The organism is Streptomyces sp. DF42 (assembly GCF_058267695.1).
Genome location: NZ_CM177859.1, coordinates 541310 through 560552, shown reverse-complemented (window position 1 = coordinate 560552; position 19243 = coordinate 541310). Strand labels below are relative to the sequence as shown.

Annotated in this window: 16 protein-coding genes and 6 pseudogenes; 12 read left to right on the top strand and 10 right to left on the bottom strand. The window is 71.2% G+C overall.

What is annotated here, in order from left to right:
• Positions 1-312: 312 nt before the first annotated feature.
• Positions 313-1008 (top strand): glycoside hydrolase family 75 protein, encoded by a 696-nt coding sequence (locus tag ACYUED_RS02685; protein ID WP_491290706.1) that lies wholly within the window; start codon positions 313-315, stop codon positions 1006-1008.
• Between the two features lie 120 nt (positions 1009-1128).
• On the opposite strand, the gene ACYUED_RS02680 is transcribed toward ACYUED_RS02685, so the two are convergent.
• Genes ACYUED_RS02680 through dhaK form a run of 3 tightly spaced genes read right to left on the bottom strand, consistent with a single transcriptional unit; the run spans position 1129 to position 3175 of the window.
• The gene (locus ACYUED_RS02680; protein ID WP_491290705.1) at positions 1129-1539 is read right to left on the bottom strand and encodes a PTS-dependent dihydroxyacetone kinase phosphotransferase subunit DhaM; all 411 of its coding nucleotides are present in this window, start codon (positions 1537-1539) and stop codon (positions 1129-1131) included.
• Positions 1532-2134 carry a dihydroxyacetone kinase subunit DhaL gene (dhaL, locus tag ACYUED_RS02675; RefSeq protein WP_491290704.1) on the bottom strand — a complete coding sequence of 201 codons (603 nt, stop codon included), beginning with the start codon at positions 2132-2134 and terminating at the stop codon, positions 1532-1534. The genes ACYUED_RS02680 and dhaL overlap by 8 nt, the downstream gene beginning before the upstream one ends.
• A gap of 48 nt (positions 2135-2182) precedes the next feature.
• Positions 2183-3175: a dihydroxyacetone kinase subunit DhaK gene (dhaK, locus tag ACYUED_RS02670; protein WP_491290703.1), complete on the bottom strand. Its 993-nt coding sequence runs from the start codon at positions 3173-3175 to the stop codon at positions 2183-2185.
• Positions 3176-3355: 180 nt separating this feature from the next.
• Between dhaK and ACYUED_RS02665 the strand changes: the two genes are divergently transcribed.
• The gene (locus tag ACYUED_RS02665; protein ID WP_491290702.1) at positions 3356-3943 is read left to right on the top strand and encodes an Rv1733c family protein; all 588 of its coding nucleotides are present in this window, start codon (positions 3356-3358) and stop codon (positions 3941-3943) included.
• Between the two features lie 144 nt (positions 3944-4087).
• On the opposite strand, the gene ACYUED_RS02660 is transcribed toward ACYUED_RS02665, so the two are convergent.
• Positions 4088-4453, bottom strand: coding sequence for a DUF6479 family protein (locus ACYUED_RS02660; RefSeq protein WP_491290701.1), 366 nt, complete (start codon positions 4451-4453; stop codon positions 4088-4090).
• A 122-nt stretch (positions 4454-4575) separates the two neighbouring features.
• Between ACYUED_RS02660 and ACYUED_RS02655 the strand changes: the two genes are divergently transcribed.
• Together ACYUED_RS02655 and ACYUED_RS02650 are read left to right on the top strand one after the other, a co-directional pair.
• Complete coding sequence (locus ACYUED_RS02655; protein ID WP_491290700.1) at positions 4576-4947, top strand: four-helix bundle copper-binding protein; 372 nt, start codon at positions 4576-4578, stop codon at positions 4945-4947.
• 243 nt (positions 4948-5190) lie between these two features.
• Positions 5191-6369: an acyl-CoA dehydrogenase family protein gene (locus ACYUED_RS02650; RefSeq protein WP_491290699.1), complete on the top strand. Its 1179-nt coding sequence runs from the start codon at positions 5191-5193 to the stop codon at positions 6367-6369.
• A 123-nt stretch (positions 6370-6492) separates the two neighbouring features.
• Here ACYUED_RS02650 and ACYUED_RS02645 read toward each other — a convergent pair whose 3' ends face one another.
• Positions 6493-6873, bottom strand: coding sequence for a hypothetical protein (locus ACYUED_RS02645; protein ID WP_491290698.1), 381 nt, complete (start codon positions 6871-6873; stop codon positions 6493-6495).
• A gap of 330 nt (positions 6874-7203) precedes the next feature.
• On the opposite strand from ACYUED_RS02645, the gene ACYUED_RS02640 reads away from it, so the two are divergent.
• From ACYUED_RS02640 to ACYUED_RS02625, 4 genes are all read left to right on the top strand, one after another.
• Positions 7204-8430, top strand: coding sequence for a PP2C family protein-serine/threonine phosphatase (locus ACYUED_RS02640; RefSeq protein ID WP_491290697.1), 1227 nt, complete (start codon positions 7204-7206; stop codon positions 8428-8430).
• 412 nt (positions 8431-8842) lie between these two features.
• Positions 8843-9463, top strand: coding sequence for a diacylglycerol kinase family protein (locus ACYUED_RS02635; protein ID WP_491290696.1), 621 nt, complete (start codon positions 8843-8845; stop codon positions 9461-9463).
• A 37-nt stretch (positions 9464-9500) separates the two neighbouring features.
• On the top strand, positions 9501-9983 hold the full coding sequence (locus ACYUED_RS02630; protein WP_491290695.1) for a potassium channel family protein: 483 nt from the start codon (positions 9501-9503) through the stop codon (positions 9981-9983).
• Positions 9984-10342: 359 nt separating this feature from the next.
• Positions 10343-10876, top strand: coding sequence for a class II glutamine amidotransferase (locus ACYUED_RS02625; protein WP_491290694.1), 534 nt, complete (start codon positions 10343-10345; stop codon positions 10874-10876).
• Positions 10877-10915: 39 nt separating this feature from the next.
• Here ACYUED_RS02625 and gad read toward each other — a convergent pair whose 3' ends face one another.
• The 5 genes and pseudogenes from gad to ACYUED_RS02600 all read right to left on the bottom strand — a co-directional run.
• Positions 10916-12280, bottom strand: a complete 1365-nt coding sequence (gad, locus tag ACYUED_RS02620) for a glutamate decarboxylase (protein WP_491290693.1) — start codon at positions 12278-12280, stop codon at positions 10916-10918.
• 407 nt (positions 12281-12687) lie between these two features.
• Positions 12688-12888 (bottom strand): annotated as a pseudogene (locus tag ACYUED_RS02615) (hypothetical protein); the annotation flags it as partial.
• Positions 12888-14101: pseudogene (locus tag ACYUED_RS02610) on the bottom strand (FAD-dependent oxidoreductase); the annotation flags it as partial. The pseudogenes ACYUED_RS02615 and ACYUED_RS02610, both read right to left, overlap by 1 nt.
• A gap of 7 nt (positions 14102-14108) precedes the next feature.
• A pseudogene (locus tag ACYUED_RS02605) lies at positions 14109-14502 on the bottom strand (fumarylacetoacetate hydrolase family protein); the annotation flags it as partial.
• Positions 14501-14823: pseudogene (locus ACYUED_RS02600) on the bottom strand (VOC family protein); the annotation flags it as partial. The pseudogenes ACYUED_RS02605 and ACYUED_RS02600, both read right to left, overlap by 2 nt.
• Before the next feature lie 136 nt (positions 14824-14959).
• Here ACYUED_RS02600 and ACYUED_RS02595 point away from each other — a divergent pair.
• The 4 genes and pseudogenes from ACYUED_RS02595 to ACYUED_RS02580 all read left to right on the top strand — a co-directional run bounded on the left by ACYUED_RS02595 (position 14960) and on the right by ACYUED_RS02580 (position 19227).
• Positions 14960-15593: pseudogene (locus tag ACYUED_RS02595) on the top strand (TetR/AcrR family transcriptional regulator).
• A gap of 30 nt (positions 15594-15623) precedes the next feature.
• Positions 15624-15790 (top strand): annotated as a pseudogene (locus ACYUED_RS02590) (TetR/AcrR family transcriptional regulator); the annotation flags it as partial.
• Positions 15791-16126: 336 nt separating this feature from the next.
• Positions 16127-16924, top strand: a complete 798-nt coding sequence (locus ACYUED_RS02585) for an oxygenase MpaB family protein (protein ID WP_491294807.1) — start codon at positions 16127-16129, stop codon at positions 16922-16924.
• 62 nt (positions 16925-16986) lie between these two features.
• Complete coding sequence (locus ACYUED_RS02580; protein ID WP_491290692.1) at positions 16987-19227, top strand: serine/threonine-protein kinase; 2241 nt, start codon at positions 16987-16989, stop codon at positions 19225-19227.
• Positions 19228-19243: the final 16 nt, after the last annotated feature.

Sequence of the window (19243 nt, the reverse complement as noted above, 5' to 3'; positions counted from 1 at the left end):
CCGTGGAGGCCGCCCGCGGGAGTTACGTATGCTGAAGCTCCTCGCGGCTGAACTCTCCTTGAGGGCTTGTGAGTTCATGCCGGTGGCGCGGGCCGCTGTCGTCGCTGTTCCCGCGCCGGACGCGGGTGGCCGGGCAGCCGGAGCCGATGCAGGCTCAGGCGCCCGGCCCCTGCCGGACATTCCGGGGCGCGCCACGCCGTGACCTGCCTGAAGCCGTGCGCCGTCCGGCCCGCCTACGGTGTCCGCATGATCGTTACGGCACCAGATCGGGCCGAATGCCCGTCAGTTTCCCCGAGGAGAGGGTCCCTCATCGTGCGTGTCCAGACGCTGACCCTGGCCGTGGCAGGAGCCGCGCTGCTTGCCCCGGCGATGCTGCCCGACGCCGAGCCCGGCGTCCGGGCGGAGCCGGTGTCCTGGCGCGAGGGCGACGTCCCGGCCGCCGACCTGCTGGCCAAGGTGCGTGACTGCACCCAGGTCTCCCACGGCCGGTTCCGCAGCGACGCCGGCAAACCGGCCACCATCCCGGTGTGCGGCACCCGGCGCGCCGTCTTCTGGAAGGCCGACATGGACATCGACTGCGACGGACAGTCCGGCCCGCGCTGCAACCGCCGCAGCGATCCGCAGTTCTCCCGCGCCACCGCCTACCAGCAGTCCGACGGACGCCACCTGAGCTCCGAACGCCTCCCGTACATCGTGGTGCCCGCCGCCAGCCGCATCTGGGACCACCGCGACTACGGCGTCCGCGGCGGTTCGGTCGTCGCCGTCGTCTACCGGGACCGGGTGCAGTACGCGGTGGTGGGCGACATCGGCCCGAGCAACGTCATCGGCGAGGCGTCCTACGCCACCGCCAAGGGCCTCGGTATCGCCCCGGGTCCGCGCAATGGTGGCACGCCCTCCGGCGTCACCTACATCGTCTTCAAGTACTCGCAGGCCAAGCCGATCGAGAGCCATGCCGCCGCCGTCACGGCGGGTCGGCGGCTGGCGAGGCAGTTCGTGCAGGACCAGTGAGCCCCCGGGCGGCCGTCGGACGGCCCGCCCGCCCGTCGCCGACCGGCGGAGGCCGGGCTCTTGGAGGCCTTGTGCTCGGCCCTGACCGCTGCGGCGGAAGGGCTCGGCGGGACCGTCTGCTCAGACCTTCCGGTAGGTGTACGCGTCCGCGGCCGCCGCCTCCACCGCCGCTAGGTCGGCGCCCGTGGCCGCCGTGACCACCGCGGCCACCGCTCCCTCCACGAAGGGGGCATCCACCAGCCGGGTGTTGACGGGGAGTTCGTCGCCCTCGGCGAGCAGTGCCTTCACCGTGAGTACGGCGCTGCCGAGGTCGGTGAGCACGGCGACCCCGGCGCCCCGGTCCACGGACGCGGCCGCGGCGGCGATCAGCTCCGAGCTCGTGCCGATGCCGCCGCCCTCGGTGCCGCCCGCCGGGGCGACGGGCACCGAAGTCCCGCCGCCCGCAAGCCCCTTCGCCAGCTCGGCCACCGACGCGGCCACCTCGGCGCTGTGCGAGACCAGCACGATCCCGACCTGCTTGTCGTCACTCACCGCCGGCCTCCGTGAGGGCTCCAATGAGCAGCGCCGACGAGGTGGCGCCGGGATCCTGGTGCCCGATGCTGCGTTCCCCGAGATAACTGGCCCGGCCCTTGCGGGCCTGCAGCGGCGTGGTCGCGAGCGCGCCCTGCTCGGCGGCGGCCGCGGCCGCCGCGAAGCCGCCGTCGCCGAGCGCGTCCACGGCCGGCACCAGCGCGTCGATCATGGTCTTGTCGCCCGGCGCGGCGCCGCCGAGTGCCATGACCGCGTCCACCCCGGCCCGCAGCGCCTCGGCGAACTGCGCATCGCTGACCTCACCGGCGTCCCCGAGCGCCTTGCCCGTACGGCGCAGCAGCGTGCCGTACAGAGGCCCCGACGCGCCGCCGACGGTCGAGATCAGCTGCCGTCCGGCGAGTGTCAGGACCGCGCCGGGCGTCGGGGGTGCCTCCTTCTCCAGCGTCGCGGTCACGGCCCGGAACCCGCGTTGCAGATTGCTGCCGTGGTCGGCGTCCCCGATGGGGGAGTCGAGGGCGGTGAGCCGTTCCGCCTCGCGGTCCACGGACGCGGCGGTCGCCGTCAGCCAGCGGCGGAAGAAGTCGGCGTCAAGCACTGGATCTCCTTGCGTGGTAGGTACGTTGACCGTTGACACCCGGCCTGCCTACATTCCCCAGCGCAGCCCCGGCGTCTTCACCGGTGCGTCCCACAGCCGCAGCAGTTCCTCGTCGATCTGGCACAGCGTGACCGAGGCGCCCGCCATGTCGAGCGAGGTGACGTAGTTGCCCACCAGGGTGCGGGCGACGGCGACGCCACGCTCGGTGAGCACGCGCTGCACCTCGGCGTTGAACCCGTACAGCTCCAGCAGGGGCGTCGCGCCCATGCCGTTGACCAGCACGAGGACGGGGTTGCGCGGGGGCATGTCCTCAAGGATCGCGTTCACCGCGAACTCGGCGATCTCACCCGAGGTCATCATCGCCCGCCGCTCCCGGCCGGGCTCGCCGTGGATGCCGATGCCCAGTTCCAGCTCACCGGACGGCAGGTCGAAGGTCGGACTGCCCTTGGCCGGGGTGGTGCAGGCGCTGAGCGCGACGCCGAAGCTGCGGGAGTTCTCGTTGACCTGGCGGCCGATCGCCTGCACCCGCTCCAGCGGCTGTCCCTCGTCCGCCGCGGCACCCGCGATCTTCTCCACGAACAGCGTCGCCCCGGTGCCCCGGCGTCCGGCCGTGTAGAGGCTGTCGGTGACCGCCACGTCATCGTTGACCAGCACCTTGGCGACCTGGATGCCCTCGTCCTCGGCGAGCTCGGCCGCCATGTCGAAGTTGAGCACGTCACCCGTGTAGTTCTTCACGATGAACAGCACGCCCGCCCCGCTGTCCACGGCCGCCGCGGCGCGGGCCATCTGATCGGGAACCGGCGATGTGAACACCTCGCCGGGGCAGGCACCCGACAGCATGCCGGGGCCCACGAATCCGCCGTGCAGCGGCTCGTGCCCCGAGCCGCCCCCCGAGATCAGGGCGACCTTCCCCGCCACGGGGGCGTCCCGCCGTACGATCACCCGGTTCTCCACGTCGACGATCAGCTCGGGATGGGCCGCCGCCATGCCCCGCAGCGCATCCACGACCACGGACTCCGGGACGTTGATCAACATCTTCATGGTTCCTCCTGGTGAGCCTGGCACCTTTGGGCAGTATCGACCTTGCGACCGCCGCGGTCACGTGGACCGGCAGGGCGTTTGTACGACTGCTCCCCACAGGTCGACCCTCCCATTCGGGATCGTGGAGTGAGACCTTTTAGGTGTGTCCGTCCTCATTGCGCCCGTGAGGAGGTGTGGCCGATGCGAAAGGTCAGACGGGTGAGGGTCCTGGGGTGGCGCTGGCGGAGCAATCCGCTGCGGCGGCGCAGCGACCTGCTGGAGGCGTGGATCGTGCTGGCCGCCTGGGCCGTCGCGACGCTGGGGGCGGTCGCCGCCGGTGTCGTCGGCGCCCAGGCCGCACAGCGCACGGTGGAGCGGGACCGGGCGGAACGCCGGCCCGTGACGGCGGTACTGATCAAGACCGTGCCCGACAGCGGACGGGACGTGGTCACCGGCGCGCGCTACGACCGTGTACTGGCGAAGGTCCGCTGGACGGACGAGAGGGGCACCGTCCGCATGGGCTCGATGGAGGTGAAACCCGCGACCAGGTCCGGCAGCGCGGTGGCGGCGTGGACGGACGGGCGCGGCCACCTGGTGACGCCGCCCGTCAGCTCCACGGAGGCGACGACACGGGCGGTGCTGGCCGGTGCCGGCGTAGCCCTGGTCACCGGCGCCCTGGTCCTCGTCGGCGGCCGTTTGATGCGCATACGGGTGGAGCACCGGGCCACCGAACGGTGGGGAGCCGAGTGGGAGCGCGTCGGCCGACGGTGGGGGCATACGACGGGGTGACACGTCCGTCGAGTGGACGCGTTCGTCGGAGTGACGCGTCCACCGGGGCGACGGACGCGCGGCTGACCGAAGGGCGGCCCTGCTGCAAGCGCCAGTGCTTGCAGCAGGGCCGCCCGTCCGGTGTCGACGTGGACGGTGCCGACGTCAGCCGGCGCCGGGACCGCCGCTGTCGAAGGAACCGCTGCCGCCGTCGCGCCAGCGCGGCCGGTCCTGTGACGGACTGGTCCGGGTCGGCGAGTTGCCGTGGCCGGGAATCTCGTGCGGCGTCAGCCGATGGTCGCTGTGCGGCACCTCGTCGGGCTCGCGGTTCTCGAGTACCTCGCGGACCGGGCCTTCGTCCGGCAGCCGCGGCTGATCCTCGGGGCGCGGCGGACCGGGCTCGCGGCCCCGGATACGTGCGCCCAGCCAGAAGGCGCCGATCAGCAGCGCCACGACCACCACACCCACCACGACCAGGCCGATCCCCAGTGCGCCGCGGCCTGCGGCGATGTCCATCCCTGCGGAACTCATGGGCTGCGGGTACCCGAGCGGCCCGACGTGAACCGGACCTCCTCTGCGATCCGACCCGGCGAGGGCCGGAAAGCCCGCGCTTCCCGGTGTTTGGGGGGATCGACTCCGGCAACCCGGCCGACGTGACTTCGACGACCCAGCAGGAGCTCTTCCGGTTCCTGGAGGACCGCTTCGCCGTTGCTCAGGCGTGCACCGAGTGTGCCCGCGCCTGTGCTCTGCGCGCGAGCCTCGTGGACCCGGACGGCTCTCAGGAGCAGGAACTCGTACGACGCAAGGGCATCATGTGCGCGGAGGTGTGCGACGCGACCTGCCGGGTGCTGTCCGAGCAGAACCGGCTGGACGAGGCCGGCATCCGCATCCAGGTGGAGTGGTGCCGCACTGTGTGCCTGGAGTGCGCGCACGTCTTCGACCTGCTGCCGGGCGCGGAGGACGGTGCGAAGGCCGGCCGGGACTGCGCACGGGCATGCACGGACTTCCTCGCCACACTGAACTGACGACGCGGGGCGCAGCCCCGGGCGGTCCACCCGGGTGCTTGCGGACCGAGTCCTCACCGCCCCGAAGGCGGCGGGGCGCTCGGCGCCGAGCGGGCAACTTCCGTCGCGCACTGACCGGTTCGAGACGAAGAGGGCCCGGACGGTGACCGCGGGCCCCTTTCCGTACGCTTCGGCATTCCCAATTTCTGAAACACGTTCTACCGTGTGCGCGGTCAGGACCGGCCTGCGAAGCCTGGAGGCGCCGTGCACCTCGAATACACGCCCGAGCAGCTGCGACTGCGCAGCGAACTGCGCGCCTACTTCGCCGAGTTGGTGCCCGACAACGCGTACGCCCGGCACGGCGACCCCGCCACGCAGAAACGCTTCTACCGCGAGACGATCCGGCGCCTCGGCACGGACGGATGGCTCGGCGTGGGCTGGCCCAAGGAGTACGGCGGGCGCGGGCTGACGGCGATGGAGCAGTTCATCTTCTTCGACGAGGCCGCCCAGGCAGGCGTACCGCTGCCCCTGATGGCGCTGAACACGGTCGGACCGACGATCATGCAGTTCGGCACGGACGAGCAGAAGGCGTACTTCCTGCCCAAGGTCCTCTCCGGCGAGATCGACTTCGCGATCGGCTACAGCGAGCCCGACGCGGGCACCGACCTGGCCTCGCTGAAGACGCGCGCGGTGCGCGACGGCGACCAGTACGTCGTCAACGGGCAGAAGATCTGGACGACCAACGGCGACACCGCGGACTGGGTGTGGCTCGCCACGCGCACCGACCCGGACGCCCCGCCCCACAAGGGCATCACCATGCTGCTCGTCCCGACGACCGACCCCGGGTACTCCTGCACGCTCATCAACACCCTCGCCTCGCACGACACCACGGCCAGCTACTACGAGAACGTCCGCGTCCCCGTCTCCCGCCGCGTCGGCGCCGAGAACCAGGGCTGGCGGCTGATCACCAACCAGCTCAACCACGAACGCGTCACCCTCGCCGCCCACGGCACCATGGCCATTCGCGCCCTCCAGGACGTGCAGCGCTGGGCCATCGAGACCAAGCTCGCCGACGGCCGCCGCGTCGTCGACCTGCCCTGGGTGCGCCGCCACCTCGCCCGGACGCACACCAGGCTCGACGCGATGAAACTCCTCAACTGGCAGATGGTGAACGCCGTGCACCACGGCACCCTCACCCCGCAGGACGCCTCCGCCGTCAAGGTCTACGGCTCCGAGGCCCGCCGGGACGCCTACGCCTGGCTGATGGAGATCGTCGGCGCATCGGGCGTGCTGAAGGAGGGCTCGGCCGGCGCGGTGCTCCACGGTGAACTGGAGCGCGGCTACCGCTCCGCCGTGATCTTCACCTTCGGCGGCGGCAACAACGAGATCCAGCGGGAGATCATCTCGTGGATCGGTCTGGGGATGCCGAGGGTACGGCGTTAGCCCCTCTGTAGATGTGACGAGGCTCTCTAGTTGGCATGAAAGCGGGATGGTTGGCACTGAGCGGAGCGCTTGGCCTCACGCGCGATGGGCTTGGCTTGCTGGCGTCCCGGGCCCGCTGACCTGCTAATTCCTCAGGGCCGGCGCAACTGGGCGGTGCGGTGCTGAGGCGGCCGCCGAATTGAGGTCGCCGGCGTCCCCGGTGTTGAACGGCGCCGGCCCGATCCCCCGGGCGCCCTCGCCGCCCATCTGCGTCAGGCGGCGGTGGCCGACGTCGTGAACGTGGCCAACGCCGACGAGAACGCACGGACGCCAGTCGTACTGCACCTGGTCGGACTCGTCGCCGTCCTGTGGCCGGCCGAGCGGCACCCCGCCTGGCTCACCCCCCAACTGCGCACCGCCGTACCGGCGTTGTGCTCCCTGCTGCTCGGTGGGCACGCTGCTCGCCGGGCCGCAGGCCCTGTTCGGCCCGGGCGAGTTCGCGATCCTGCTGTCCCTGCTCTTCATCGCCGTACGGCACTGCGGGCCGCTGTGGGCCGTGGTGTGCGGCACGGTCCGCCCGCACACGCCCGGTGGCAACCAGCGCGGGTCCCGGCGCGCGAGGCAGGCTCCTCGCGCCCGCGCCGCACATCACCACCCAGCGACGCCACCGCATGCCGCAACGCCTTCCCTCGTCCCGGCGTCCCCCCTGCCCCGGGCGGCCTCGTCACTGCGCGTCGGACAGCGCGGGCCGACATGCTGCGCATGGCTTAATGAGCCGTTCCGGCGGCTTCCCGGGTCACGTTGTGCGCATGCGGTGACCGGTGCGGGCGGCGACAGCGAGGTGGCGAACAAGGTATGGGCGAGGAGATGGTGGACCGTTCGGAGGGGTCCGGTGAGCGGCTGCTCGGCCTGCTGCTGGACCGGGCGCGGCTGATGCCGCCGCAGCTGATCGCCCCGTTGATCGCGGAGGGGGTGGCCGGGATCGGTGGTCGTGACGTCTCCATCCTGCTTCAGGACTACGCGCAGGAGGTGCTGGTGCCGCTTGCGGGCAGCAAGCTGCACGTCGGCCAGCCCGAGCCGATGGCCGACTCCCCCGCTGGCCGGGCCTTCCTGAGCGCGGACCTCGTCGAGGTGCCGCAGGCCCACGACGGCGTACGGATGTATCTGCCGCTGCTGGACGGCAGTGACCAGGTGGGGGTGATGGCCTTGACCCTGGATGCCATCGGCGACGATGATCGGCGGCTGCTTCGCCGACTTGCCGGCCTGGTCGCCGACATGCTGGTCACCAAGAACTCCTACACCGACCTGTTCTTCCTGGCCCGGCGCCGGGAGCCCATGAGCGTGTCCGCGGAGATCCAGTGGAGCCTGCTGCCGCCGCTGACGATGACCGTGCCGCAGGTAGCGGTGGCCGGCATCCTGGAGCCCGCCTACCGCGTCGCCGGTGACAGCTTCGACTACGCCCTCAACGACAACATCCTGCACATGGCCGTGATCGACGCGATGGGCCACGGCCTGGACGCCGCCGTGATGGCGACCGTGGCCATCGGCGCCTACCGGCATGCCCGGCGCGTGTTCGTCAGCCTGGCCGAGAAGTACGCGTTCATGGACGACGCCATCTCCCGGCAGTTCGGCCCCGACCACTTCGTCACCGCCCAGCTGATGCACATCAACATCGCCACCGGTGAGCTGGAACTGGTCAACGCGGGCCACCCCGCGCCCCTGCTGATCCGCGAAGGCCAGGTCGTGCGACAGCTGGAGAGCGCGACGACACTGCCCGTCGGCTTCGGCGGCGAGGAACCCCGGATCCGAGAGCACCTGCTCAAGCCGGGCGACCGGGTGCTGTGCTACACCGACGGCATCATCGAGGAACACGCCACCGGCGGCGCGCCGTTCGGCGAGGAACGCCTCATCCACTGCGTCAACCGCCTCGGGGAAGAGCCGTCACAGGGGGTGCGGGCGGACCTGCGCCGGCTCTCCTACACGCTGAAGAGGGAACGAGGCGGGCGCACCAGCGACGACGCCACCCTCTTCATGATCGAATGGCGCGGAGGCGCCGCCGACCACCTCGCGGCCTTTGACTGAGCGCCTCCACGTCAACCGCTGTGGGGCGGGCGGGAAGGATGTCGCTGGGCCCAAGCCTTCCGTCGCCGGCGGCCGGGTTGACCATGAGCGTGACGAAGAGTCACCCCTTCGGCGGACCACCGGGAGCGAGACGGCGTCGTTGGAGACGTATGGCAGCGCAGCACGGTGATCCGCTTTGCCGGGGTGAGGGGGCTCGCCGCGAGCTGAGGGGTTCCGGCTGGAAGCCGCCGCTACCCAGCGTCTGTACGAGCCCGGCGACAGTGGGACGGCTCAGCCCCGCTTCACCGTCTCCTTGCCAAACGCCACCGATGTGATCGGCGTGTTGTGCAGTCTGCGGAACCTGCTGGTGGCCGGCTGGGGACTGGCCGGCACCGGGCAACATTCGGGGCGAGCTCGCCCGGCGGAGGTGTGTATGAGCGGTTCGGATGGACCGGCGTGGGCTCCAGAGGGGCGGGCCGGGCTCTGCCGGATGGTGGGTGACCGACTCGTCGAGACGATCAACGTCATCCGCTCGCAGGCGGCGGTTGTGCCCTCGGCCACCACCCTGCAGATGCTGCCCGATCTGCTGACACTCCAGTACGGCCCACGTCTCGCCGTGCGTGCCGGGGGCGCGACCGTCGAGCAGCCGCAGGCGGTACTGGTCGGCAACAACCCCTACCGGACGGATGATCCGGCCGGGCTGGGCCGCCGGGACCTGCTGGACTCCGGCAACCTCGGGGTTCTGGGCGTCAAGGTCGACAGCGCGGCGCAGGCGGCGGGAATGCTCCGCGGGCACCGGGCGCCCGGCCTCGCGCAGCTGACCGCCCACGGGGTGGTTGGCGACGCCGATGCCGACGCGATCCCGGTCGGCGTGGACGGCGAGGCCCTCACACTGCCGGCCCCGGTCCGCTGCCGGATCCGCCCGCCCGCCTGGCGCGTGCGGGCCCCCCGCGACCGTCCCGGCGTGCCGCACGGCAGATCCCCGACGGACTGGCGCCGGGTGCGGCGACTGGCCCTGACGACGATCCGGAGGGCCGCGGGACATGGGGGATGACCGCGCAGGACCCGGCTCTCGCGCGACCCTCCGGGCCGTGGCTAGGGCCATCGCTGTGTCGGCCGGACTGGTCGTCGCCTACTACCTGTTGCCCATGGACAAGCCATTCGGCGTGGGCGCGGTGGCCGGCCTCGTCCTCGGCCTGATCGCGGTGACGGCACTGTTCCTCTGGCAGGTGCGTGCGATCGTCCGTTCCCCCCAACCCGAACTGCGGGCCGTGGAGTCGCTCGCCGCCGTCGTCCCCCTGTTCGTCCTGCTCTTCGCCACCTCGTACTTCCTGCTGGCGCGGGCCACACCCGGCAGCTTCACCGAGCCCCTCACCCGTACCGACGCCCTGTACTTCGCGCTCACCGTGTTCAGCACCGTGGGCTTCGGCGACATCACCGCCCACACCGAAACGGCGCGCGTCATGACGATGATCCAGATGGTCGGCGGAATCCTGCTCGTCGGGATCGCGGCCCGGGTGGTGGTCAAGGCCGTCGATACCGGCCGGCGGCGACGGGACCCGAAGAACATGTGACTGTGCTCCGAGCTTCTCGCAGTCGCCGACCGTCCTGGCAGGTCTGTGGGTGGGCCAAGGGCATCGGAGCAGTGATCTCCGGGCTGACGGTCCGAGCCTTCTGCAACCGCATCGGCGCGACGGCCGACGGAGCCGTGCGTTCACGCGGAGCCGCCGGAGCCATCGAGGCGAACAACACGCGTACACGGCGTACGACCTGCAAGGACCCGGTCCCGGCTTCGTCACTCACCCGTCCCGGGTGAAGCGGAACCGCACTCAACGGGCCCACAGTGCAGATCACCCTGTGGAGCAGCAGCTGGGCCCCGGTGGGGGGATGACCCCCTGCGGCGTGGTTCCGAACACCCTGAAGGTGGTAGCCGATGTGCCGGTGGCTCGCCTACACAGGAACGCCTGTCCTGCTCGACACCGTGCTCTACAAACCGGTCCACTCGCTGATCGACCAGAGCCTGCACTCCCGGATGGGCGTCGAAACGACCAACGGCGACGGGTTCGGCATCGGCTGGTACGAACCGGACAACGTCACCCCCGCGGTAGTCCGGGACACCGGCCCGGCATGGAGCAATCGCAATCTGCGGGAGATCGCGGACCACGTCCGGTCCCCGCTGTTCTTCGCTCACATCCGGGCCACGACCGGCACTCCGGTGCAGCAGACCAACTGCCACCCGTTCCGCCACGGCCGCTGGATGTGGATGCACAACGGCGGAATCACCGACTTCCGAGCACTCCACCCCGACGTGGCGTTCCTGCAGGAGGTGTCCGACGAGACCCGTCTCATCGTGTCCGAGCCGCTGGGCGATCTGCCCGGCGTCTGGAACGAGGTCCCCGAGAGCAGCTACGGCGTGGTGGGGCCCGGAGCGGACGACCTGCTCCCCTTCGCCCCACAACCCGTGTAGTGATGCAGCGACTTCGTCGCCCGCCCCTGGGAGCGTGCGTCAGTAGCCGGTACCGCGCTTGACCTGGGCCCGCTCGATCCCGTGGGTCGCACCCTTGTCGTCCAGAGTGCGACACGCGGCAGCGATGTCCTGGCTCAGACGATCGATCTGCTCGCGGCTCAGGGTTTCCTTGACCAGGGCACGCAGGATCTTCACCCGCTCCGCGTTCGGCGGGAGGGTGTATGCCGGCACCATCCAGCCCCGCTCGGCCGAGAGCTGCCAGGCGATGTCGGACTCGTCGTAGGCGTGCTTGCCGGCGAGGCGGAAAGCGACCAGCGGCAGTTGCTCGAGGTCGCTGCCGATCACTTCGAAGCGGCCGCTGCCGCGCAGGTTGTCCGCCAACGCGCCGGCGTTCTCCTGCATCATCTTCATGACGTAGGTGTAGCCCTGGCGACCGAGCCGCACGAAGTTGTAGTACTGCGCGAGCACCATCGAAGCGCCGGTGGAGAAGTTCAGGGTGAACGTCGCGTCGGTCTTGCCCAAGTAGTTCTCGTAGAACACGAGGTCCTGGGCCAGGTCGGACTCCTCGCGGAAGACCAGCCATCCGATGCCGGGGTAGACCAGGCCGTACTTGTGTCCCGAGACGTTGATCGAACGGACCTGCTCGAGCCGGAAGTCCCATTTCGAGTCCGGGTAGAGGAAGGGCCACACGAATGCGCCGCTGGCGCCGTCGACGTGGATCGGGATGTCGAGGTCCCGCTTTTTGCGGACGTCCCGCAGGAGCTTGTCGATCCCGACGACATCGTCCTTGTGGCCGGTGAAGGTGGTGCCGAGGACGGCGACGACGCCGATCGTGTTCTCGTCGAGGTGGGGCTCCACGTCTTCGGGGCCGATCGTGTACTTGTCCTCGGCGAGCGGCACGATTCGCGGCTCGACGTCGAAGTAGCGGCAGAACTTCTCCCACACGACGTGGACGTCTCCGCCGAAGATCAAGTTGGGGCGGTCGATGGACAGGTTCGCCGCCTGGCGGCGCTCGCGCCACTTCCACTTCAACGACAGCGCGCCGAGCATGATCGCCTCGGACGAGCCCTGGGTCCGACATCCGGTCGTCCTGCCCGGCGCGTGGAAGAGGTCGGCGAGCATCCGCACACAACGCTGCTCGATCTCGGCGGCGATGGGGTACTCCGCATGGTCGATGAAATTGCGGTGGAGGTTCTCGGCGATCAGCCGTTGCGCCTCCGGCTCCATCCACGTGGTGACAAACGTGGCGAGATTGCGCTGCGGGTCGCCCTCCATGGCGAGGTCCTCACCCACCAGCCTCATTGCGTCCGTCGCGGCCATGCCTTCCTCGGGGAAGGTCTCCGAGGGAGCGGGCACGGTCAGGAATCGGTTGCCGAAGAGAGCCGCGTCGTCGCGCTTGGTCATGACGGTGATTCAAACAGTGACGGATCCATCCTCGGGTGAAGGACACACCGAGACGGAACGCGAGCCGCCGATCACGAAGGAGACCGCGGCCGCCAGGGCGAGCCGCGACACGTGACAGGCACTGCCGACCGCGCGTTCGCGGACTCCACGAGCACGCTGATCGTCTGGCGTGCCGTCATGGGCGTCGGCGCCGCGGATCATGCCGGGAACGTGGGGGGAGTCGGGGAGTGACGACAACGCCGCTGGGGGGCACCCACGCCTTTGAAGCAGTGGGGGAATGCGTGCCAGGCCCCGCCACGCCGGGATGATCCAGACGACAGGGCCTTGGCCTACTGGGCCGCCGTCCGCTCTGCACGTCCTTGCCGATACCCCGGGCCGGCAAAGGAGACGTTGCCTGGCGCAGGACGCTAGTTGAGCCTCTGAGCACGCCGTTCGGCACCGAGGCGGGCGTAGTGGTCGATGAGGTCGGGGTTGTCCACGGTGGCCGGGTCGACGACCTGCTCGACCGGAGCGCCCTGGAGCAGGCGTTTGACCGGGACCTCCAGCTTCTTGCCGGTGCGGGTGTGCGGGATGCCCGGCACCTCGAGGATCTCGTAGGGGACGTGGCGCCGAGGACGTCGTCGAGACGGCCCCGTCGTCCGCTCTCGGTGGTCACCAGGGGCTGTGGGCAGAAGGTGCCGCCGAGCCGGCTGCGGCGTACGAGCGAACCGACGCGCAGCGGGCGGCCGAGGTCCCGGCTCGCCCTACCCGTCACCCCGGGGATGCGGCAGGCCGCGGCGACGGCGCTGCGCCGCAGGGCGGCCGCGCGGTCCTGGCCGCCGGTCATGGCCCAGCCGGTGGCGACCGCGAGGCGGATCACATGGCGGGCGTGCGGTCTGCGTTCCCGCTCGTAGGTGTCCAGCAGCCGTTCGTCGGCGCCCTGCTTCAGGACGCGGGCGAGCTTCCAGGTCAGGTTGTGGGCGTCGCGCAGCCCCGAGCACAGGCCCTGTCCGACGAACGGCGGGGTGAGATGGGCGGCGTCGCCGAGGAGGAAGACGCGGGAGAGGTCCACCCAGGGGGCGACCAGCTCGCGCAGTCGCTCCCGCCCGTCGGGGCCGTCGAGGTCCTCCCCCGCGCAGAGCCGGAACTCCCAGCGGTAGCGGTCCTCGCCGACGCGCATGAAGGTGGCCGGGCGGTGCGGGTCGCAGACCTGGTCGACGCCTTCCCAGCAGCGGACGGCGGCTTTCGTCGTCACGTCGATGACGGTCCAGCGTTCCTCGAAGCGCAGGTCCTCCCACCCCGCGCCGATCGCGTCGCGGGCGAGGCTGCCCGCGCCGTCGCAGCCGAGGACGGCGTCCGCGAGCAGCAGGTGCTCGCCGTCGTCATCGCGGTAGGTGACGCGGACCGGTCCGTCGGCCGGCTGCTCGACCGCCGTCACCTCGGCCCCGCCCCGCAGCTCGCACTCCGGGCGGCGGGCGAGTGCCTCGCGCAGCAGCCGCTCCAGCTCGGGCTGGTCGAACATGCTGGTCTGCGGGAAGCCGTGGTGGCCTTGCGGGGACCGCCGGAACTCGGCGATCACGCGATGCCGGGCGTCCAGCAGCCGCAGCCCGCGCGCGGGACGGGCGATGGCGGCGAACTCGTCGGCGATTCCGGCGGCCTGGAGGATCCTGCGGACCTCGTCGTCGGTGGCGACGGCACGGGGCAGGGGGTAGACGTCCTGGTGGCGTTCGAGGACGACGGTACGCACCCGCGCCGGGCGAGCAGCAGGGCGGCGGTCACGCCCACCGGTCCGGCGCCGACGATCACCACGGGTACGTCTGCCGAGTTGTGCTCGACGGTCATGTGCGGCTCACTTCTGTTCTCCGTGCGCGTCGGCCACGGGCGTGCGCTGCTCGCCCAGGTCGATCCGGCCGTCCGGCGTGGCGATGGAGGCGGTGACGACGTCGCCGTGCCGCAGGTAGTGGGGGTTCTTGGCCTGGGACTTGAAGAACGCCTTCCACTTCACCGAGGGCGGCAGCAGGGCGCCGATCTTCTCGACCGGCTTCGGCGGGGCCTTGAGCGCCGTACCGCCGGGGGGTGCCGGTGAGCAGCAGGTCGCCGGGGTCGAGCGTCTGGAAGCGGGCCAGCAGGGTGAGGGCCTGCGCCGGGCGGACGATCATGTCGGCGAGGGTGCGGTCCTGGCGCAGGTCGCCGTTGACGGACAGCTTCAGCCGCAGGTCGAGGAGGTGGGCGAAGTCCTCCGGCCCGCTCGGCCGCCCGGAACGCCGGGCCGATGAAACGGGACGTACGACCGCGCCGGATCACCATGCAGGGCGGGCCGGCGAAGGCACCCCGCAGCCACAGCTCACTCTCCGTGCGGGCGGCGATACCGAAGCCGAAGTCCCGGGCGAAGACTTCCGTCCGGTCCAGGTCGGCTTCTCGAACTCCAGCCACGCCAGGTCCGCCACCTTGATCAGGGGGTTCCGGGAGCGACCGGGATGTTCGCCGCGCAGGGCGCCCTGCTCACTGTGGAGATCCTGGTGGGGCGTCGCGACGGCGGCTTGGGCCACGCGTGATTCAGACATGGTGCCCTCCGAGCAACATTGCCGTAATGAGGAAATCATCATCGCTGACAGAATCCTCGTCAATAGATAGGCCATCACAAGATGAGGATTTCATCAGAACTGTGGCAATGGCGGATCCCGCAGCTACACTCGGCGCATGCCCACGTCAGCTCCGCCCAGCAACCGGTTCGAGCGGCGCCGCGCCGAGACCCGCAGGGCGCTCGTCCGCGCCGCCCGGCAGATACTCGCCGAATCCGGGGACACCGGCGCCAGCATCCAGGCGATCGCCGAGCGCGCGGACGTCGGCTTCGGCTCCTTCTACAACCACTGCGAGTCCAAGGCGGAGCTGTTCGAGGCGGCGGTGACGGACGCCCTGGAGGAGTTCGGCCAGACCTTCGACGAGCGCCTGACCGGGATCGACGACCCCGCGGAACTCGTCGCGGCCGGCTTCCGGCTCAGCGCCCGTATGGCCGAGTCCCACCCGGAGCTCATGCAGGTCCTGCGCCGCCGCGGCCTGGGGCACATCCACTCGGACAGCGGACTGTCCCGCCGGGCGCTGCGCGATCTCCAGATCGGCATCGCCTCCGGGCGTTTCACCACCCTCGACCCGACGGTCGCCCTCCGCGCTGGGCGGAACCCTGCTGTCCCTGGTCGAGCTGAGGTTCGCCCGCCCCGACCTGGACGGGGACGAGGCCGCCGAGAACCTCGCCGAGATGGTCCTGCGCATGCTGGGCGTCCCATCGGATGACGCCCACGACGTCGCCCGGCGCCCGCTGCCCGATCTGGTCTGACGAGCCGGCACCGCAGCAAGGGCACCTCCCATGAGCGAGCCGCGGGCCATGCGAAGAAGGCGTGCCAACGCAGTGGAGTCGCGACAGCGCATCCTCGACCCAGCGGCGGAGGTCCCGCGCGAGCGCGGGGACGAGGGCACGTCCATCGCGGCGGTCAGCGCCGAGTGCGGACTGCCGCCGGCTCGATCTACTGGCACGTCGAGGGCGACACCGGCGCGAGCGGTACGGCCTGCCGTCCAGCGCGGCTTCTCGCCTCGTAGGGGCACGGCGATGTGGCTGCCGCGTTCATTCCGGGCTGTCGCCGCCGAAGGTCTCTGGCCCTGCTATGCCGACACACGCCCCATGACCTGCGCTGTACGAAAGTGCCGCCTGTTTCGCTGATTCTGCGGCTCCGGTCGCTGAAACTACGTGGCATCAGTGCAGGTCGTGAACATGGCCTGGTGCCAACTGGCGAGCCCGGTCACACTGCAGGGGTGACGGGCCTCAAGGCAGGTGATCCCGGGCTGTTCGGACCGGCCTCGGTGACCTGGCAGATGCACGGCGACCCCATGATGTGGGTCGCCGGCGTACGTGCGCTCTACCTCCAGGCGCTGCATCCGCGCGCGGTGCGCGGAGTCATGCAGAACTCCGACTTCCGGCGCGATGCCTGGGGCCGCCTCATGCGGACCGCGAACTTCGTCGGCACCACGACGTACGGCACCACTCAGGCCGCCGAACGTGCGGGCGCCCGCGTGCGGAAGATCCACAGCATGCTGTCGGCGACAGACCCGGACACGGGGGAGCGGTACGGCGTCGACGAACCCGACCTGCTGCTGTGGGTGCACTGCGCCGAGATCGACTCCTATGTGCAGGTCGCCCGCCGCTCCGGATTCCGCCTCACCGACGCGCAGGTGGACCGTTACATCGGCGAACACCGCGTCAGCGCCCGCCTGGTGGGCCTCGACCCCGACGCCGTACCCGCGAACCAGGCGGAGATGGACGCCTACTTCGAGAAGGCGCGGCCCGAACTCGCCGCCGGAGCCGAGGCGCGCGAAGTGGACGACTTCCTGCTCCGCCCCCCGACACACCGCCTCCTCGTCCCGGCGCGGGCGGTGCTGTGGCGGCGGGTGGCACACCTGGCGTACGCCGCCCTGCCGCCGTACGCCCACGAGCTGTACGGCCGGCCCGCACCCGGACCCGACACCGTCACCCGGCAGTTGCGTGCCACGGGCACCCTGCTGCGCTGTGTTCCCGCACGTGTGCGATGGCAACTCCCGCCCAAGCACATCCTGCGGGCCATGTCACGGCTGGGCCCCGGCTCCCGCCCGGCACCGTACAAACTCGGACGATAGGTCGCCATACTGGACGGGCCAGGGGTGGCCGGGGCGAACAGTTACGGGGGCGATCGCAGCAGATGGGGGACAGCAGGCTGATCCAGGGCCGGTACCGGCTGCTCGACCTGATCGGGCGGGGCGGTATGGGCGAGGTGTGGCGTGCGCGCGACGAGTCGCTGGGCCGTCATGTCGCCGTGAAGTGCCTCAAGCCCCTCGGCCCGCACCACGACCAGTCCTTCACCCGGGTCCTCAGGGAACGCTTTCGCCGTGAGGCCCGGGTGGCCGCCGCCCTCCAGCACCGCGGGATCACCGTCGTCCACGACTTCGGCGAGTCCGACGGGATCCTCTACCTGGTCATGGAGCTTCTGGAGGGCCGCAACCTCTCCCAGCTCCTCGAGGACAACAAGCAGCACCCGCTGCCGGTCGGCGACGTCGTGGAGATCGCCGACCAGGTCTCCGCCGCCCTCGCCTACACCCACCAGCAGAGCATCGTGCACCGCGACCTGAAACCCGCCAACATCATGCGGCTCGGCGACGGCACGGTGAAGATCTGCGACTTCGGCATCGCCCGCCTCGGCGCCGACATCGGCTTCACCTCGCGGCTGACCGGCACGGGCATCGCCATGGGCACCCCGCACTACATGTCGCCTGAGCAGATCGGCGGATCCGAGGTCGACCAGCGCAGCGACCTGTACTCGCTGGGGTGCGTGCTGTACGAGATCGCCACGGGGGCACCGCCGTTCGACCTCGACGACGCCTGGGCGATCCTCGTCGGCCACCGCGACACCCCGCCCCAGCCGCCACGCAGCCGGCGGGCCGAACTGCCCGAGTACCTCGAGAAGATCATCCTGGACCTGCTGGCCAAGCTCCCCGAGCAACGTCCGCACGACGCCCGCGAGTTGAGCCGCCGCATCAGCATGGGGCGTACGACACCGGCGTACGTGCCGACCATCGTGACCCCGCAGCCGACGATCCGGCCACCCGAGCCGGAGACCTCGCGAGAGGTCCGGCTGCCGTCCTGGACCCGCGGCATGACCACCGGCCACAAGGCCACCGGCGCAGGCCTCAGCATCACACCACCGGACGCCGGGGCCGGCCTCACCGGCGAGTGGATCCCGCGATCCGCGGGCGGCCGGGCGGAGGAGCCCCCCTCGGACCAGCTGTCCGCGCCCTCGCCGGAGGAGATCGCCGCGCTGTCCGGGCGGCACAACGCCGGGCTCAGTCTGGGCCGGCTGGGCCGCTGGGCGGAGGCGGGCGAGGTGCACCGCGCGGTGGCCGCCGAGCGCACCCACCTTCTGGGCCCCGACCACCCCGACACCCTCGCCAGCCGCTACGAGGTCGCCTTCACCCTCAGCCGCACCGGGCGCGCCGCCGACGCGCTGCAGGAGTACAAGCACGTGGCTGCCGCCCGAACCCGGGCGCTGGGCGCCGACCACCCCGACACGCTCGCCGCCCGGCAGGAAATGGCCTACGTGCTGGGCCAGTTGGGCCGCCACTTCGACGCGCACCAGGTGTACACGTCCGTCCTCGCCGCCCGTGAGCGCGGCATGGGCCCCGACCACCCCGACACCCTGCGCTGCCGCCACAACCTCGCCTTCAACCTCAGCAGGCTGGGCCGTCCGGAGGACTCGTACCGCATGGCCTGCGACGTCGCCGCGGCCCGCACCCGCGTGCTGGGCGCAGACCATCCGGACACCCTGGTCACCCGCTACGAAGTCGCCTATGCGCTGGGCCAGTTGGGCCGCTGGCAGGAGGCCCTGCAGACCTACCACGAGGTCGCCGAGGCCCGCGCCCAGGCCCTCGGCCCCGACCACGCCGACACCCTCGCCGCCCGCTACGAGGTCGGCATCAGCCTCGGCCGTCTCGGCCGCAGCGCGGAGGCGCTCACCCTCTACCGCGACCTGATCGACGACCGCGCCCGCGTCCAGGGCCCCACTCACCCCGAGACCCTGCGCGCCCGGCACGGCCTCGGCGTCAACCTCGGCCGCCTGGGCCGCTGGGAGGAGGCCCTCGCCGAATCCCGTGACGTCTGCGCGATCCGCGAACGCGTCCTTGGCCCCGACCACCCCGACACCCTGGTCAGCCGCCGCGAGGTCGCCGTCGGCCTCGGCTGGCTGGGCCGCTGGCCCGACGCCCTCACCGAGTACCGCCGCGTCGCCGCCGCCCGCGAGCACGTCCTGGGCCCCGACCACCCCGACACCCTCGCCAGCCGCAACGACGAGGCCCACTGCCTGGAGCAACTCGGGCGTGGTGCCGAGGCGGTCGAGTTGTATCGCCGGGTGGCGGTGCTGCGGCAGCGGCGGGCGTCGGGTGGGGGATGACGCCGGGTGAGTGCTG